The 15,010-nt window shown below is 65.3% G+C and carries 15 protein-coding genes; 9 read left to right on the forward strand and 6 right to left on the reverse strand.

All coding sequences use genetic code 11. The annotated features are described in order from the left end of the window. The 6 genes from ABMA46_RS15685 to ABMA46_RS15710 all read right to left on the reverse strand — a co-directional run. Positions 1-131 (reverse strand): transposase (locus tag ABMA46_RS15685; protein WP_425475763.1); only part of this gene is annotated, 131 nt, incomplete at its 3' end. A gap of 34 nt (positions 132-165) precedes the next feature. Then, the gene (locus ABMA46_RS15690; protein ID WP_349000714.1) at positions 166-564 is read right to left on the reverse strand and encodes a hypothetical protein; all 399 of its coding nucleotides are present in this window, start codon (positions 562-564) and stop codon (positions 166-168) included. 83 nt (positions 565-647) lie between these two features. Beyond that, a complete protein-coding gene (locus ABMA46_RS15695; RefSeq protein ID WP_349000716.1) occupies positions 648-1,259 on the reverse strand; it encodes an alpha-ketoglutarate-dependent dioxygenase AlkB family protein in 612 nt (203 codons plus the stop codon). Positions 1,260-1,401: 142 nt separating this feature from the next. Beyond that, the gene (lysM, locus tag ABMA46_RS15700; RefSeq protein ID WP_349000718.1) at positions 1,402-1,869 is read right to left on the reverse strand and encodes a peptidoglycan-binding protein LysM; all 468 of its coding nucleotides are present in this window, start codon (positions 1,867-1,869) and stop codon (positions 1,402-1,404) included. Between the two features lie 102 nt (positions 1,870-1,971). Further along, positions 1,972-2,406, reverse strand: a complete 435-nt coding sequence (gene arfB, locus ABMA46_RS15705) for an alternative ribosome rescue aminoacyl-tRNA hydrolase ArfB (RefSeq protein ID WP_349000720.1) — start codon at positions 2,404-2,406, stop codon at positions 1,972-1,974. Between the two features lie 77 nt (positions 2,407-2,483). Continuing rightward, the gene (locus ABMA46_RS15710) at positions 2,484-4,109 is read right to left on the reverse strand and encodes a phosphoenolpyruvate carboxykinase (protein ID WP_349000721.1); all 1,626 of its coding nucleotides are present in this window, start codon (positions 4,107-4,109) and stop codon (positions 2,484-2,486) included. A gap of 347 nt (positions 4,110-4,456) precedes the next feature. Between ABMA46_RS15710 and ABMA46_RS15715 the strand changes: the two genes are divergently transcribed. The 9 genes from ABMA46_RS15715 to tsaE all read left to right on the forward strand — a co-directional run bounded on the left by ABMA46_RS15715 (position 4,457) and on the right by tsaE (position 15,005). Then, positions 4,457-5,158: a response regulator transcription factor gene (locus tag ABMA46_RS15715; protein ID WP_349000723.1), complete on the forward strand. Its 702-nt coding sequence runs from the start codon at positions 4,457-4,459 to the stop codon at positions 5,156-5,158. Positions 5,159-5,170: 12 nt separating this feature from the next. Further along, on the forward strand, positions 5,171-6,949 hold the full coding sequence (locus ABMA46_RS15720) for a stimulus-sensing domain-containing protein (RefSeq protein WP_349000724.1): 1,779 nt from the start codon (positions 5,171-5,173) through the stop codon (positions 6,947-6,949). A 19-nt stretch (positions 6,950-6,968) separates the two neighbouring features. Beyond that, positions 6,969-7,412 (forward strand): HPr kinase/phosphorylase, encoded by a 444-nt coding sequence (locus tag ABMA46_RS15725; protein WP_349000726.1) that lies wholly within the window; start codon positions 6,969-6,971, stop codon positions 7,410-7,412. Positions 7,413-7,592: 180 nt separating this feature from the next. Next, positions 7,593-7,994 (forward strand): PTS sugar transporter subunit IIA, encoded by a 402-nt coding sequence (locus ABMA46_RS15730; protein ID WP_349000727.1) that lies wholly within the window; start codon positions 7,593-7,595, stop codon positions 7,992-7,994. Continuing rightward, positions 7,991-8,287, forward strand: a complete 297-nt coding sequence (locus ABMA46_RS15735) for an HPr family phosphocarrier protein (RefSeq protein ID WP_349000729.1) — start codon at positions 7,991-7,993, stop codon at positions 8,285-8,287. The genes ABMA46_RS15730 and ABMA46_RS15735 overlap by 4 nt, the downstream gene beginning before the upstream one ends. A 5-nt stretch (positions 8,288-8,292) precedes the next feature. After that, positions 8,293-9,129 carry a glutamate racemase gene (locus tag ABMA46_RS15740; protein ID WP_349000731.1) on the forward strand — a complete coding sequence of 279 codons (837 nt, stop codon included), beginning with the start codon at positions 8,293-8,295 and terminating at the stop codon, positions 9,127-9,129. A 136-nt stretch (positions 9,130-9,265) separates the two neighbouring features. Then, positions 9,266-10,666, forward strand: a complete 1,401-nt coding sequence (gene ahcY / locus ABMA46_RS15745) for an adenosylhomocysteinase (RefSeq protein WP_349000733.1) — start codon at positions 9,266-9,268, stop codon at positions 10,664-10,666. 287 nt (positions 10,667-10,953) lie between these two features. After that, positions 10,954-13,485, forward strand: a complete 2,532-nt coding sequence (locus ABMA46_RS15750) for a sensor histidine kinase (protein WP_349000735.1) — start codon at positions 10,954-10,956, stop codon at positions 13,483-13,485. Positions 13,486-13,493: 8 nt separating this feature from the next. Then, complete coding sequence (gene tsaE / locus ABMA46_RS15755; RefSeq protein WP_349000737.1) at positions 13,494-15,005, forward strand: tRNA (adenosine(37)-N6)-threonylcarbamoyltransferase complex ATPase subunit type 1 TsaE; 1,512 nt, start codon at positions 13,494-13,496, stop codon at positions 15,003-15,005. The last annotated feature ends 5 nt before the right edge of the window (positions 15,006-15,010 follow it).

Below are 15,010 nucleotides of genomic sequence, written 5' to 3' on the forward strand. Positions count from 1 at the left end.
CCATTGCGGATCACATAGACGATCCCGCTCACGATCCGTCGGTCATCAACACGCGGCACGCCATGCGCCAAGGGAAAAAACGGCGAGATCCGAGCCATCTGGCGCGCGCTCAGCAGAAACAAATCACTCATCACAGCCTCCTCAAACAAGACTGTGAATCACATCTCAAATCAATTTAATAGGTCCTGAACCTAGGTCGGGGTGCCCATCCACGAAGCCAATGAAAACCGTCCAGTCGAAACCCATGATGCCGTCGGCATATGCCAGCGATTCGTCCGCAAGCGGGTGGTCGAGCGACATGGCCAGATAGGTCGAGACAAGAATGGGAACGGTCATGAAGAGGCCGAGCATGACGGCTTCAAGCCCTGGTGCAAGCCGATCCATACCCCGCTTCCAGCAGTAGCCGGCGCACACACCGGCGATACCGGTCACGAAGGCGATTCTACCGAGGTCCGTGCCGGTGAAGGTGATTTTGCTGAACGGAAGCAACGCGAATACAGCCAGGGTACTTATCGCGGTAAACCACAACGCCAGTTGGCGTGCTTCCTTCGCGTATACGTCCAAGAGATCGATCCCGGTTCCGCCACATGTGACTACACTATGGGGCCTTAAAATATCGCTACGAAAACGCGTCGGATGCGACCGGATCAGCCTGTCACCCGCCTCAGCGTCAGGTTGATGCGGCCCTCGCCCTTCAGCAGCGTCGAGGTGCCGGGATAGATGCGGTCGACGCCGTGGAAGGCGATGCGGCTCTCTCCACCCAGCACGACCACGTCGCCCGATCGCAGCCGCAGCGACGCCGTCGGATCGCCGCGCCGGGTGCCGCCGATGCGGAACAGGCAGTCGTCGCCGAGCGAGACCGAGACGACCGGCGCTGAAAATTCCTGCTCGTCGCGGTCCTGGTGCAGCCCCATGCGGGCGCCGGCCGAATAGAAATTGACGAGGCAGGCCTGCGGCGGATCGGGATAGTCCGCCACGGCGCGCCACAGGTCGAGAAGCCGGTCGGGGATCGGCGGCCACGGCGCGCCGGTGACGGGGTGGGTTTCCTGGTAGCGGTAGCCGTGCTCCTTGTCGGTCACCCAGCCGAGCTGGCCGCAATTGGTCATGCGCACGCTCATCGGCTTTCCGGTACCGGGCATCGCCGGCACATAGAGCGGGCTGGCGCGCACGACCGCGCGCACCTCCTCCGCGAGGACGTGCTGCGCATCGCGGTCGAGAAGATCCGGCAGATGGCGGAAGCCTTGCGGCAAGACCGGCATTGCGTCTCCAAAAGGGACAAAACTGCCCCGTATTCGATCCTGGACTCTGAAAAGCGAAACGGCGACCCGAAAGTCGCCGTCCACGCCAAGTCGCTGGTTTTGTCCCTATCCCGAAACCGTTGCCCGCGTCCGGAAGCGGGCTTTAATCCAGCGGCGGGATGCGCAGCACTTGTCCGGGATAGATCTTGTCGGGATGCTTCAGCATCGGCTTGTTGGCCTCGAAGATCAGCGTGTTCTTCGCGCCCTTGCCCTTGCCGTATTCCGCTTCGGCGATCTTCCACAGATTGTCGCCTTTCTTGACGGTGTAGAACACCGGTGCCTTCGCCGGCGCCGCGGCGGCGTCCGCCCCGACCTTCAACTCATCGGCCTGGACTTTCGAGACGCCGAGCGTGTTGCCGACCGCGATCACCGCCTTCTCGAAGATCGACTGGTCCTTGACATCGCCCTTCAGCACGGCGGTGTCGCCCTTGACCTCGACCTGCACGTTGTCAGTGCCGATCTTGTGGGAATCCAGTTCCTTCTTCAGCGCCTCGGCCTTGGCCGCGTCGTCGTCATCGTCGCCTAAGCCGAGCTTCTCGCCGACACCCTTGACGAAATCGAAAAATCCCATGCACGCCTCCTGCGCAATTCGATACTTCAATAAGCCCCGCCGAAACGAGTTTGGCATCCGCTCGCCGGAATTGAAAGCGCCTTGGCGCGGTGCGGCGCCAGATCAATCCCGCTCGATCCGCCCGCGCAGCTTCTTCACCGTCGAGCGCCCCGCTTTTTCCTTGAGCCTGCGCTCGACCGCGCCTTTCGAGGGCCGCGTCTTCTTGCGCGGCGGCGGCGGCGGTTTCGCCGCGCGCTCGACCAGGGCGACGAGCCGTTCGCGCGCATCTGCGCGGTTGCGCTCCTGGGTGCGGAAGCGGTCGGCCTCGATGACGACCACGCCGTCCTTGGTGGCGCGCTGGCCGGCGAGTTTCAGGAGATTGGCGCGCACGCGCTCCGACAGGCCGGCCGCGTTTGCCGCGTCGAAGCGCAGTTGCACGGCGGTCGCCACCTTGTTGACGTTCTGGCCGCCGGGTCCCGAGGCGCGGACGAAGTCCTCGCGAAGGTCACCGGGGCGGATGACCGCCTCGGGCGATATGACGATGTCGTCGCTACTCATGGCGCAGTCATCGCCCGCCGCGCCGAAAAAGAAAAGGCCCGGATGGACCGGGCCTCGTGCGCAGCCGGTCGGCGCCGCTATTCCGCCGCCTGCCTGACGGCGGGGGCGGCACTTCTCACGCTCGGATCCACATGGCTCTCGAATTTGGTGAAATTGTCGATGAACATGCCGACCAGCCGTTCGGCCTGGCGATCGTAGGCCGCGTCGTCGGCCCAGCTTGCCCGAGGATCGAGAATCTTCGGGTCGAGGACGGCGCCGTCCACGCCCGGTACGGCGACAGGGACCGAGAAGCCGAAATGCGGGTCGGTGCGGAATTCGGCTTTTGCCAGCGAGCCGTCGAGCGCGGCGGCCAGAAGCGCCCGCGTCGCCCTGATCGGCATGCGGCTGCCGGTGCCGAAGGCGCCGCCGGTCCAGCCGGTGTTGACCAGCCAGCAATCCACCTTGTGGTCGGCGATCAGGCGGCGCAGGAGATTGCCGTATTCGGACGGGTGACGCGGCATGAAGGGCGCGCCGAAGCAGGTCGAGAACGTCGCTTCGGGCTCGGTCACGCCGCGCTCGGTGCCGGCCACCTTGGCGGTGTAGCCGGACAGGAAATGGTACATCGCCTGCGCCGGCGTCAGCCTGGCGATCGGCGGCATCACGCCGAACGCGTCCGCCGTCAGCATGATGATGTTCTTCGGGTGGCCGGCGCGGCCGGTGGCGCTGGCGTTGGGGATGAAGTCCAGCGGATAGGCGCAGCGCGTGTTTTCGGTCTTCGAGCCGTCGTCGAAGTCCGGCACGCGGTTCTCGTCGAGAACGACGTTTTCCAGCACCGTGCCGAAGCGCCGCGTCGTGGCGAAGATCTCGGGCTCGGCCTCGGCGGAAAGGCGGATGGTCTTGGCATAGCAGCCGCCCTCGAAGTTGAAGACGCCGGCTTCGCCCCAGCCATGCTCGTCGTCGCCGATCAGCGTGCGCGCCGGATCCGCCGACAGCGTCGTCTTGCCGGTGCCCGACAGGCCGAAGAAGATTGCCGTATCGCCCGCCGGCCCCTCGTTGGCGGAACAGTGCATGGGCATCACGTCCTTTTCGGGCAGCAGGTAATTGAGCGCCGTGAAGACGGACTTCTTCATCTCGCCCGCATAGGCCGTGCCGCCGATCAGCACGATCATGCGCGTCAGGTCCAGCGCGATGACGGTCTCGGAGCGGGTGCCGTGACGGGCTGGATCGGCCCGGAACGACGGCAGGTCGATGATGGTCATCTTGGGGACGAAATGCGCCAGCGCGTCGACATCCGGACGGATCAGAAGATTGCGGATGAACAGCGAATGCCAGGCGAATTCGGTGACGACCCGGACCGGGAGGGCGTGCGATGCGTCGGCGCCGCCGATCAGATCCTGCACGTAGAGATCCTTGTCGGCGGCATGTGCCAGGAAGTCTGCCAGCAGGACGTCGAACTGCTCCGGCGCCATCGCCTTGTTGTTTTCCCACCACACGACTGCTTCGGTGCCTTCGTCGCGCACGACGAACTTGTCCTTCGGCGAGCGGCCGGTGTGCTGGCCGGTATCGGCGACCAGCGCCCCATGCGCGGTCAGGCGCGCCTCGCTCCGGCGCAGCGCTTCCTCGCAGAGCGCGGCGGCCTCGAAATTGTAGCGGACGGTGCCGCTGGTGGCGATGCCGGCCGCCGTGATCGCGCAGGCTGGATTGCGAATGCCGAACTCCGACATGAAGTGTTTCCTCTTGGCTGCCGGCGCTCGCGCCCGATGGTTTGGCGAGGCCGTTTTCTAGGGGGCAGTTAGCGCCTCAACCAGAAAAGGCAAACAATATCAAATCATTAATCGATTTAAAAAATTTGAAAGTTGTTTAAATCGTTTAGATGTGCAAGTTTTCCTTGAGGAGCCCAAAGGATCGGCAGCGCCGTGGCGTCCAATCCGCGCGAGGCTGCGATTGTGGACATGCGTAGGGCGGCCCTGTAGGAGGTCAATCGCCATGCCACATTTTGTACCTAATTTGTCCTGCAAAGGTCCCGTCTTCCAGAAAGAAGGGACGCCCGCTCATGAGGGAGCCGCTTGAAATGGCAACAATCGCGCTGGTCGACGACGATCGCAACATCCTTACTTCGGTGTCGATCGCTCTCGAATCCGAGGGATATCGCGTGGAGACCTATACCGACGGCGCTTCCGCGCTCGAGGGCCTGGCGGCGCGGCCGCCCAATCTCGCCATCCTCGACATCAAGATGCCGCGCATGGACGGCATGGAACTGCTGCGCCGCCTGCGCCAGAAGTCGGATCTGCCGGTGATCTTCCTCACCTCCAAGGACGACGAGATCGACGAGCTTTTCGGTCTCAAGATGGGTGCCGACGACTTCATCAAGAAGCCGTTCTCGCAGCGCCTGCTGGTCGAGCGCGTCAAGGCGGTGCTGCGCCGCGCCAACGCCCGCGAAGCGGCGGCCAAGGCGCCCATGCAGCAGTCGAAATCGCTGGAGCGCGGCCAGCTCGTGATGGACCAGGAGCGCCACACCTGCACCTGGAAGGGCGAGCCGGTGACGCTGACCGTCACCGAATTCCTGATCCTGCATTCGCTCGCGCAGCGCCCCGGCGTCGTGAAAAGCCGTGATGCGCTGATGGATTCGGCCTATGATGAGCAGGTCTATGTCGACGACCGCACCATCGACAGCCACATCAAGCGGCTGCGCAAGAAGTTCAAGGCCGTCGACGACGACTTCGAGATGATCGAGACGCTTTACGGGGTCGGCTACCGTTTCCGCGAGGCGTAGGCGGAGCGTTCGATGGCGGTGGATGTCGAGAGGAACAGACCGGCGGCGGCCGCAAGGCGGCCGTTGCGGCCTTCGTTCCTCTCGAAGATCACGGTGCCGCTGCGCCGTTTCCTCGGCCATCACATCTTTTCCAGCCTGACCCGGCGCATCCTCTTCCTCAACCTCGCCGGCCTCGCCGTCCTCGTCACCGGCATCCTCTATCTCAACACCTTCCGCGACGGGCTGATCGATGCGCGCGTCGAAAGCCTGATGACGCAAGGCGAGATCATCGCCGGCGCCATCGCCGCCTCGGCGACGGTTGAGACCGATTCGATCTCGATCGATCCGGAAAAGCTTCTGGAATTGCAGGCCGGCGAGAGCGTCGGCCCCTCGACCGACCAGCTCGACAACCTCGACTTCCCCATCAATCCCGAACGCGTGGCGCCGGTGCTGCGGCGGCTGATCTCGCCGACTCGCACCCGCGCCCGCATCTACGACCGCGATGCCAACCTGCTTCTGGATTCGCGTCATCTCTATTCGCGCGGTCAGATCCTGCGCTATGAGATACCGCCGGTTGACGACGACAAGCCGAGCATCTCGGAGCGCATCGAGAAGTTCCTCTTCAATTTCTTCCGCAACAGGGACCTGCCCGTCTACAAGGAACAGCCGGGCGGCAACGGCGCGGCTTTCCCCGAGGTCGTCAAGGCGCTGACCGGCAGTCCCTCGACCATCGTCAGGGTCTCCGAAAAGGGCGAGCAGATCGTATCCGTCGCGGTGCCGATCCAGCGTTTCCGCGCCGTGCTCGGCGTGCTGATGCTGTCCACCGAGGGCGGCGACATCGACAAGATCGTGTCGGCCGAGCGCAAGGCCATCCTGCGCGTGTTCGGCATTGCCGCGCTGGTCACCGCCATCCTGTCCCTGCTTCTCGCCTCGACCATCGCCAATCCCCTGCGCCGGCTCTCGGCGGCTGCCGTGCGCGTGCGCCGCGGCGTCAAGAGCCGCGAGGAAATTCCCGATTTCTCGGACCGCCAGGACGAGATCGGCAACCTTTCGATCGCAGTGCGCGACATGACCAACGCTCTCTATGCCCGCATCGATGCGATCGAGAGTTTCGCCGCGGATGTCAGCCACGAACTGAAGAACCCGCTGACCTCGCTGCGCAGCGCGGTGGAGACGCTGCCGCTCGCCAGGAACGAGGCGTCGCGGGCGCGGCTGCTCGAGATCATCCAGCACGACGTGCGCCGTCTCGACCGGCTCATCACCGACATTTCCGACGCCTCGCGCCTCGATGCCGAACTCGCCCGCGAGGACGCCGGACGCGTCGATCTGGAGAAATTCATCACCGATCTCGTCTCCGTCTCGCGCGAGGTATCCCACCACAAGAGGCCGGTGGAGATCGAACTCAAGGTGAACAAGCCGCCGCAGGGCGTGAAGGGCTATTTCGTCCAGGGGCACGACCTCAGATTGGGGCAGGTCATCACCAACCTGATCGAGAACGCGCGCTCCTTCGTTCCAGAAGAGCATGGCCGCGTCGCGATATCGCTCTCGCGATCGGGAAAGTCGATCATCGTCACGATCGACGACAACGGCCCCGGCATCCGCGCCGACAACATCGAGCGCATCTTCGAGCGCTTCTATACCGACCGGCCCGCCGGCGAGGCGTTCGGCCAGAATTCGGGGCTCGGCCTGTCGATCAGCCGTCAGATCGTCGAAGGTCACGGCGGCACGCTGACGGCTGAAAACATCCCCGGCGCCAAGCCGGGCGAAATCCGCGGCGCCCGCTTCGTCGTCACCTTGCCGGCCGACAATTGATGCATCGTCGCAGACCGGCATGAGACCCAACATCCACGGCACCGCCCTGCTGATCGGCGACCGCGGCGTCGTCATCACCGGCGCATCCGGCGCCGGCAAATCCACCCTGGCACTCGCGCTCGCCGGACGCTTCGCGTCGCGCTGGATGCTGTGTCGCCTGGTGAGCGACGACCAGCTTCTCGTTACGATCCGCCAGGGACGCGTGATCTGTCGTGCGCCTCCGGCCATCGCGGGAAAGGCGGAAGTGCGCGGCATCGGCCCGCAGGCGATTCCGTTCGAACCGGCCATGGTCGCCGATATGGTCGTCCGGCTCGTGCCGGCGGCGCAGGCGACGCGGTTGCAGGAGGACGGCGTCGAAGTACTCGGTGGCGTGACCCTGCCCCGGATCGACGTTCCCGAGCGCGCTATCGAGGCCGCGGTTGCGATCGTCGCGGCGCGTCTCGGGCTTGCGCCATTCGCCTGAAATGCCCCGAATTTTTGCTGCAATGCGTCAAAATGGCCAACTCTGCCGCAATTTTGGGCTTGTCAACGGCTCGCGCCTCGACAAGATAGCGCTCCCGCCGCCGGAAAGGCCGGCGCCTAGACGATGAGCCCGTGAAGGGGCCGTGGCATCACCTGCCAGAAAGACGGGAGTCGCCTGAGAATGATCGGACTCGTGCTCGTCACGCACGGTCAACTGGCCAACGAGTTCCGCCACGCAGTGGAGCATGTGGTCGGCCCGCAGGACAACTTCGAGACCGTCGCCATCGGAGCCGACGACGACATGGAGCAGCGCCGCCGCGACATCGTCGACGCCGTTGCGCGCGTCAACACCGGCGCTGGCGTGATCGTGCTGACCGACATGTTCGGCGGCACGCCGTCCAATCTCGCCATTTCGGTCATGGAATCGGGGCGCACCGAGGTCATCGCCGGCATGAACCTGCCGATGCTCATCAAGCTCTCCAGCGTCCGCAAGGCCGATGATATGAAGGCGGCGCTCGACGAGGCCCAGGCGGCAGGCCGCAAATACATCAACGTCGCCAGTCAGCTGCTGGCCAGCAAATGAGCGGCGCCACCCCTGCCGCCGGCGTCTTCGCCCGCGACGTGCGCATCGTCAACCAGCGCGGCCTGCATGCGCGTGCCTCGGCCAAGTTCGTCCAGGTCGCTGGCACTTTCGACGCGGCCGTGGAGGTCGAGAAGGACGGCGTTTCGGTCGGCGGCACCTCGATCATGGGCCTGATGATGCTGGCGGCCAGCCCCGGCTGCTCCATCCGCATTGTCGCGTCCGGCCCGGAAGCGGCTGCGGCGGTGGCTGCGCTGGCAGATCTCGTGGCCGATCGCTTCGGCGAGGAAATCTGAGGCCGGTGTCGTCATCGAATGGGTCGCCGTTGAATGGCCTGTCGCTGTCGAAGCCGCTGGCCGTTTTCGACGCCGGAATCGGCAGCTATGCCATCGTCGATCTCATCCGGCGTCGCCAGCCCCGGCGAGATATCCTCTATTTCGCCGACAGGGCCAGCTTCCCTTATGGTGGCAAGGACAGGGCCGCTCTTCTGGCAATCATCCGCGCCACCATCCGCTTCCTGCTCGATCATGAGCCGGAAGCGATCGTGCTGGCGTCGAACGCGCCGTCGATCATGGTCCTCGACGATGTGAAGGGTAGCTGCTCCGTCCCCATCTACGGTGTCGCGCCTCCGCTCGAAGAGGCCCTGGCGCGCAGTCGAAGCGGTATGGTCGGCACGATGGGCGTGCGTTCGCTGATCGAAAGCGTCGAACTGCCCGGCTTTGTCCGCGACCGGGTTCCAGATCCTGAACACGTGGCGCTGATCGAAGCCTCCGACATGGTCGACCTGGTCGAAAGCGGCGCATTCCTGTCGGACCCGGAGCGGACGCAAAAGGCGGTGACGGCATTCACGGCCGCGATCGCGACGCGCTGGCCCGCGATCGACGTTCTGACGCTCTCCAGCACCCATCTGCCCTGGCTGCGTTCCTTCTTCGAGCAGGCGCGCCCGGACTGGCTGTTTCTCGACCCGGCCGAAGCCGTTGCGGCGGCATTGCCGCTGCCTCGCAGCGGGACGGGGCGGACCGTCGCGCTCGTCACCGAAAGCCGGACCTATACGGTCGCCGGATTCCGGAAGATGCTGGACAAGCTTGGCGTCACGCTGGATTTGCGGGTCGTCGATCCGCTGGTCCGGCCGTCCTGATGATATATGCAGATAAAGATTTCTTTATATCCCATTGCCGTTCGGAGCCCGATCTGCTAGTCAGGCCGCCGATTTCGCGCCATTCCCGCGCCTTCGGCATTGGCGCCCTCATAACGGATTTCACTGGAGCACTGCCATGACGGATCGCAAGGATTACGTGGTCGCCGATATTTCGCTGGCCGACTGGGGCCGCAAGGAAATCGAGATCGCCGAGACCGAAATGCCGGGCCTGATGGCCACGCGCGAGGAATTCGGCCCTAGCCAGCCGCTGAAGGGCGCGCGCATCAGCGGCTCGCTGCACATGACCATCCAGACGGCTGTGCTGATCGAGACGCTGACGGCGCTCGGCGCCGAAGTCCGCTGGGCGTCGTGCAACATCTTTTCGACGCAGGACCAGGCCGCCGCCGCGATCGCCGCTTCCGGCGTGCCGGTCTTCGCGGTCAAGGGCGAGACGCTCGAGGAATACTGGACCTACACGGACCAGATCTTCCAGTGGAACGACGGGCAGCCGTCCAACATGATCCTCGACGACGGCGGCGACGCCACCATGTATATCCTGCTCGGCGCGCGCGCCGAGGCCGGCGAGGACGTGCTGTCGAACCCCGGCAGCGAGGAAGAGGAAGTTCTGTTCGCCCAGATCAGGAAGCGCATGAAGGCCTCGCCCGGCTTCTTCACAAAGCAGCGTGAGGCCATCCGCGGCGTCACCGAGGAGACCACGACGGGCGTCAACCGTCTCTACCAGCTTCAGAAGAAGGGCCTGCTGCCGTTCCCGGCCATCAACGTCAACGATTCGGTCACCAAGTCGAAGTTCGACAACAAGTACGGCTGCAAGGAATCGCTGGTCGACGGCATCCGCCGCGGCACCGACGTGATGATGGCCGGCAAGGTCGCCGTCGTCTGCGGCTACGGCGACGTCGGCAAGGGCTCGGCCGCTTCGCTCGCCGGCGCCGGCGCCCGCGTCAAGGTGACCGAGGTCGATCCGATCTGCGCTCTGCAGGCGGCAATGGACGGTTACGAGGTAGTGACGCTGGAAGACGCAGCCCCTGCCGCCGACATCGTCATCACCACCACCGGCAACAAGGATGTCATCACGCTCGACCATATGCGGGCGATGAAGGACATGGTCATCGTCGGCAATATCGGCCACTTCGACAACGAGATTCAGGTCGCCGCGCTGCGCAACCTGAAATGGACCAACGTCAAGCCGCAGGTCGACATGATCTCCTTCCCGGACGGCAAGCGCATGATCCTTCTGTCGGAGGGCCGCCTGCTCAATCTCGGCAACGCCACGGGCCATCCGAGCTTCGTCATGTCGGCGTCCTTCACCAACCAGGTGCTGGCGCAGATCGAGCTGTTCACCAAGAAGGGCCAGTACGAGAACCAGGTCTATGTCCTGCCGAAGCATCTCGATGAGAAGGTGGCGAAGCTCCATCTCGGCAAGCTCGGCGCCAAGCTGACCACGCTGTCGAACGAGCAGGCCGCGTATATCGGCGTTACGCCGCAGGGGCCGTTCAAGGCGGAACACTACCGCTATTAATTCAACTTTTATTAATCACAACATATTGTGGCCGGGCGATTGACAGATCGCCCGGCCTTATTTTTGCGCGCCGCGCCGCTTCCCGGCGATTCGCCAAGACGGTATTGTGGGGTGATTCGCGATCGCGCGGCCGGCGGGAAGTTCGCCTTTTCACTGGCCGGAACGAGGTGCGGCTTTCCGGGTATCGAGGCGTTCGTAGCGTGTTTTATCGGCGCGACCTTGCGGATTCGGGGAGGACCGTGGTCGCGATCGGGCGGCTTGGATCAGGCGGCGGAGAGGACCAGGACATGCCGGGGGAATACCCGCTTCGCGCGGGAACGGCCGTTTCCGGCGGCCACATCGATTCGGCGGCCAAGGCCGCAGGCAAACCGCGCCGGCGCGCGGGCCGCATGGCATTGGCCGCCGGCACGGCGCTCGGCTGGCTGCTCCCTGTGGGGTCGGCCGTGGCGGCGGGCTCCGCCGCGCCGTTGAGCGCGGTCGACGTGATCCAGTTCGCCGTCGTCTCCGGCGTCATGGGAGCCGCGCTCCTGTCGGCGATCTTCCTCATTCGCGAGCGCGGCCGCACGGCTGCCGAGAATGTCGAGCTTCGCAGCCGTCTGGCCGACGTGAACGCGGCGCTGCAACGCTCGGAATCGATGCTCAACCTGCGCGAACAGCGCGTCGTCGTCTGGTCCGCCGACAATCGCAAGCCCGAACTGGTGGGGTCCCTGCCTTCCGAAAGCGGCGCGCCGGAGGATCGTGCAGGATTTCTGGCTTTCGGCCGCTGGCTGGCGCCACGCTCAGCCGCCGCGCTGGAGCGGGCGATCGCCGCGCTGCGCGAAACCGGCACGGCCTTCGATCTCGCCGTCGAGACCCAGATCGGGACGCCGCTGGAGGTTCAGGGGCGCAAGAACGCTGCCCATGTGATGGCGCGTTTTGCCTCGCTTTCGGATGTTCAGCGCGGCAGCGCGCGGCTCAAGATCGAGAACCAGCGCCTGTCGGCGGACCACGACATTCTGCTTGGCCTGATGAACGCGCTTCCCATGCCCTTCTGGCTGCGCATGGCCGACGGGCAGCTCAAATGGGTGAACCGTGCCTATGCCGATGCCGTCGAGGCCACGGACGGAGAGGCGGCCGTGCGCGAAGGCAAGGAGTTCCTCGGCGGCCAGTCGCGCGAGGCGATTGCAGATCAGCACAGGTCCAATCCGGTCTTCACCCAGACGCTCTCGACTGTCATCGGCGGCGACCGCCATATGTTCGCCGTCACCGATTTCGCCGCTGCCGACGGGTCGGCCGGACTGGCCAGCGACGTCAGCGCCATCGAGGCGGTGCGCGAGGAATACGGCCGCACCGTCCGCAGCCATGCCGACACGCTCGATCAATTGAACACGGCCGTCGCGACCTTCGACGCGGACCAGAAGCTGCGCTCCTTCAACCAGGCTTTCCAGAAGCTCTGGGGACTGGACGCCGCCTTCCTCAACAGCGCGCCGGAAAACGCGCTTCTGCTCGACAGGCTGCGCGCCGAGGGCACCATCGCCGAGCAGCCGGAGTGGCGGCGCTGGAAGGAAAATCTCCTGTCCGCCTATCGCGCGGTCGAGCCGCAGGAGCACTGGTGGCACTTGCCCGACGGCAAGACCATCCGCGTCGTCGCCAATCCGCAGCCCAAGGGCGGCGTGACATGGGTTTTCGAGAATCTGACCGAGAAGATCGACCTTGAAAGCCGCTACCAGACGGCGGTGCGCGTGCAGGGCGAGACGATCGACAATCTCGCCGAGGGCGTGGCGGTGTTCGGCCCCGACGGGCGCCTGCGCCTGTCCAATCCGGCTTTCGCCGCGCTGTGGCGGTTGCAACAGAGCGACCTGCGCCCGCAGATGCACGTCTCGCTGATCCGCGACCTGTGCGAGCGCAGCGCCAAGGACAGTCCCTGGCCCGGTTTCGTCGCCGCCGTCACCGGCTTCGACGAGGAGCGTCGCGACCGGCATGGCCAGACCGAGCTGACCGGTGGCGCCGTGCTGCGCTTCGCCGTCATCCACCTGCCCAACGGCCAGGTCATGATCACCTTCGTCGACATCACCGACAGCGTGAATGTCGAGCGGGCGCTGAAGGACAAGAACGAAGCGCTTCTGAAGGCGGACCATCTCAAGAACGAGTTCGTGCAGCACGTCTCCTACGAGCTGCGCTCGCCGCTGACAAACATCATCGGTTTCACCGAACTGCTGTCGCTGCCGGCCACCGGGCCGCTTACGGGCAAGCAGCGCGAATATCTGGAGCATATCGGCTCGTCGTCGTCGGTACTGCTCACCATTGTCAACGACATCCTCGATCTGGCGACGGTCGACGCCGGCATCATGCAGCTTGACATCTCCGAGGTGGAGGTCGGCCGCGCCATCGCCGCAGCGGCCGAACTCGTGGCCGACAGGCTGGAGGAGCACGCCATCCGCCTCGTCGTCGAGGCCGCCGGCGCACCGAGAAGCTTCCACGGCGACGAGACGCGCATCCGCCAGATTCTTTATAACCTGCTCTCCAACGCCGCCAACTACGCGCCGGAGAACAGCACTGTCACGCTCGCCTGCCGCCATGTCGCCGCCGGCGTGGAGTTCTCCGTGCACGACGACGGCCCGGGCATGGCGCCCGACGTGCTCGAAACCGTGTTCAAGCGCTTCGAACCGCGCGCCAACGGCGGCCGCCGCCGCGGCGCCGGCCTCGGCCTCTCCATCGTCAAGAGCTTCGTCGAACTGCACGGCGGCATGGTGCGCATCGAGACCGGCGAGAATCGCGGAACCACGGTGATCTGCACCTTCCCGGATATGCCGTCCGGGATGCGCGAAGCCGCCGAGTAGGCTGCCACATGGCGGCGAAGACGCTGGAGCGCTTTCTTCCCGACGAGGCCGCGACACTTCGCCTGGGCGAAGACCTCGCCATGGCGCTCAAGGCCGGCGACGTGCTGGCGCTGCGCGGCGATCTCGGCGCGGGCAAGTCGACGCTGGCGCGGGCGTTGATCCGGGCTCTGGCCGACGATGCGGCGCTCGACGTGCCGAGTCCCACCTTCACGCTTGTCCAGAGCTACGATACGGCGCCACCCGTGCATCATTTCGACCTCTACCGGCTGGGCGATCCGTCCGAGCTGGACGAACTGGGCTTCGAGGAAGCCATCGACGGTGGCGCCGCGCTGGTCGAATGGCCGGAGCGCGCCGCCGGTCGACTGCCGGCGACCACCCTCACGATCGACCTGCTGCATGAAGGCGACGGCAGGACGGCGCGCCTGACCGGTTCCGATTCCGTGGTGGAGCGTTTCGCCCGCTCACTTGCCATGCGCGATTTTCTCGGGCGCGCCGGATGGGGCGAAGCTTCCCGCCGCCGCTTCGTCGGTGATGCCTCCGCGCGTTCCTACGAGATCGTGCGGCTGGCCGGCGCGCCGCCGCGCGTGCTGATGAACGCGCCGCCGCTCGTGCTCGGGCCGCCGGTGCGCGGCGATAAGGCCTATGCCGAGATCGCCCACACGTCGCGCGACATCGCCGCCTTCGTCGCCGTCGACAAGGCGCTGGCAAAGGCCGGCGTGACGGTGCCGGAGATTTATGCCGACGACCTCGGCAAGGGTTTTGCCCTGCTGGAGCATCTGGGTTCAGGCAGCTTCCTCGACGCCGAAAGCAGGCCGATGCGCGAACGCTATGCCGCCGCCGCCGAACTGCTGGCTTTCATGCACGCGCAACGCTGGTCCTACGACATGGAGGTTCGGCCGGGTGTCCGCCATGTCGTGCCGCCTTTCGACCGCGACGCCATGATGATCGAGGCGGAACTGCTGGTCGACTGGTATGTTCCCGCCGTCACAGGCGCCCCCGCCGGCGAGGCATTGCGCGCGGCGTTCCGCCGCGAATGGGATGCGCTGATCGATCGGCTGGCCGGCAGCGAAACGACGCTGATGCTGCGCGATTTCCATTCGCCGAACATCGTATGGCGCGGTGAGCGTGCCGGCTTGAACCGGTTGGGCATCCTCGATTTCCAGGACGCGCTGGTCGGCCCTCCCGCCTACGATGTCGCCTCCCTCGCCCTGGACGCGCGCGTGACGGTGCCTGAGGACATCGAACAGGCCACGCTCGCCGCCTATATCGCGGCGCGCAAGGAGGCTGGCGCCTTCGACGAGGACCATTTCCGCGAGGCTTATGCCATCATGGCGGCGCAGCGAAACTCCAAGATTCTCGGGATTTTCGTGCGCCTCGACCGGCGCGACGGCAAGCCCGCCTATCTGAAGCACCTGCCGCGCATCCGTGCCTATCTGCGCCGCGCGGTCGCGCATCCGGCATTGGCCGGCCTGCGCGCCTTCTACGAGGAGCATGGCATTCTGGAGGAGCGAGTGCTGTGAGGGCG

Origin of the sequence: Mesorhizobium hunchu, from assembly GCF_040081975.1 — a bacterium.
GTDB classification, from domain to species: Bacteria; Pseudomonadota; Alphaproteobacteria; order Rhizobiales; family Rhizobiaceae; genus Mesorhizobium; species Mesorhizobium hunchu.

Bases quoted from the DNA above. Each gene is read 5' to 3' on its own strand.
- ABMA46_RS15695 (WP_349000716.1), bottom strand. From the start codon at position 1,259: ATGCCGGTCTTGCCGCAAGGCTTCCGCCATCTGCCGGATCTTCTCGAC.
- lysM (WP_349000718.1), bottom strand. From the start codon at position 1,869: ATGGGATTTTTCGATTTCGTCAAGGGTGTCGGCGAGAAGCTCGGCTTA.
- arfB (WP_349000720.1), bottom strand. From the start codon at position 2,406: ATGAGTAGCGACGACATCGTCATATCGCCCGAGGCGGTCATCCGCCCC.
- ABMA46_RS15710 (WP_349000721.1), bottom strand. From the start codon at position 4,109: ATGTCGGAGTTCGGCATTCGCAATCCAGCCTGCGCGATCACGGCGGCC.
- ABMA46_RS15715 (WP_349000723.1), top strand. From the start codon at position 4,457: ATGGCAACAATCGCGCTGGTCGACGACGATCGCAACATCCTTACTTCG.
- ABMA46_RS15720 (WP_349000724.1), top strand. From the start codon at position 5,171: ATGGCGGTGGATGTCGAGAGGAACAGACCGGCGGCGGCCGCAAGGCGG.
- ABMA46_RS15725 (WP_349000726.1), top strand. From the start codon at position 6,969: ATGAGACCCAACATCCACGGCACCGCCCTGCTGATCGGCGACCGCGGC.
- ABMA46_RS15730 (WP_349000727.1), top strand. From the start codon at position 7,593: ATGATCGGACTCGTGCTCGTCACGCACGGTCAACTGGCCAACGAGTTC.
- ABMA46_RS15735 (WP_349000729.1), top strand. From the start codon at position 7,991: ATGAGCGGCGCCACCCCTGCCGCCGGCGTCTTCGCCCGCGACGTGCGC.
- ahcY (WP_349000733.1), top strand. From the start codon at position 9,266: ATGACGGATCGCAAGGATTACGTGGTCGCCGATATTTCGCTGGCCGAC.
- ABMA46_RS15750 (WP_349000735.1), top strand. From the start codon at position 10,954: ATGCCGGGGGAATACCCGCTTCGCGCGGGAACGGCCGTTTCCGGCGGC.
- tsaE (WP_349000737.1), top strand. From the start codon at position 13,494: ATGGCGGCGAAGACGCTGGAGCGCTTTCTTCCCGACGAGGCCGCGACA.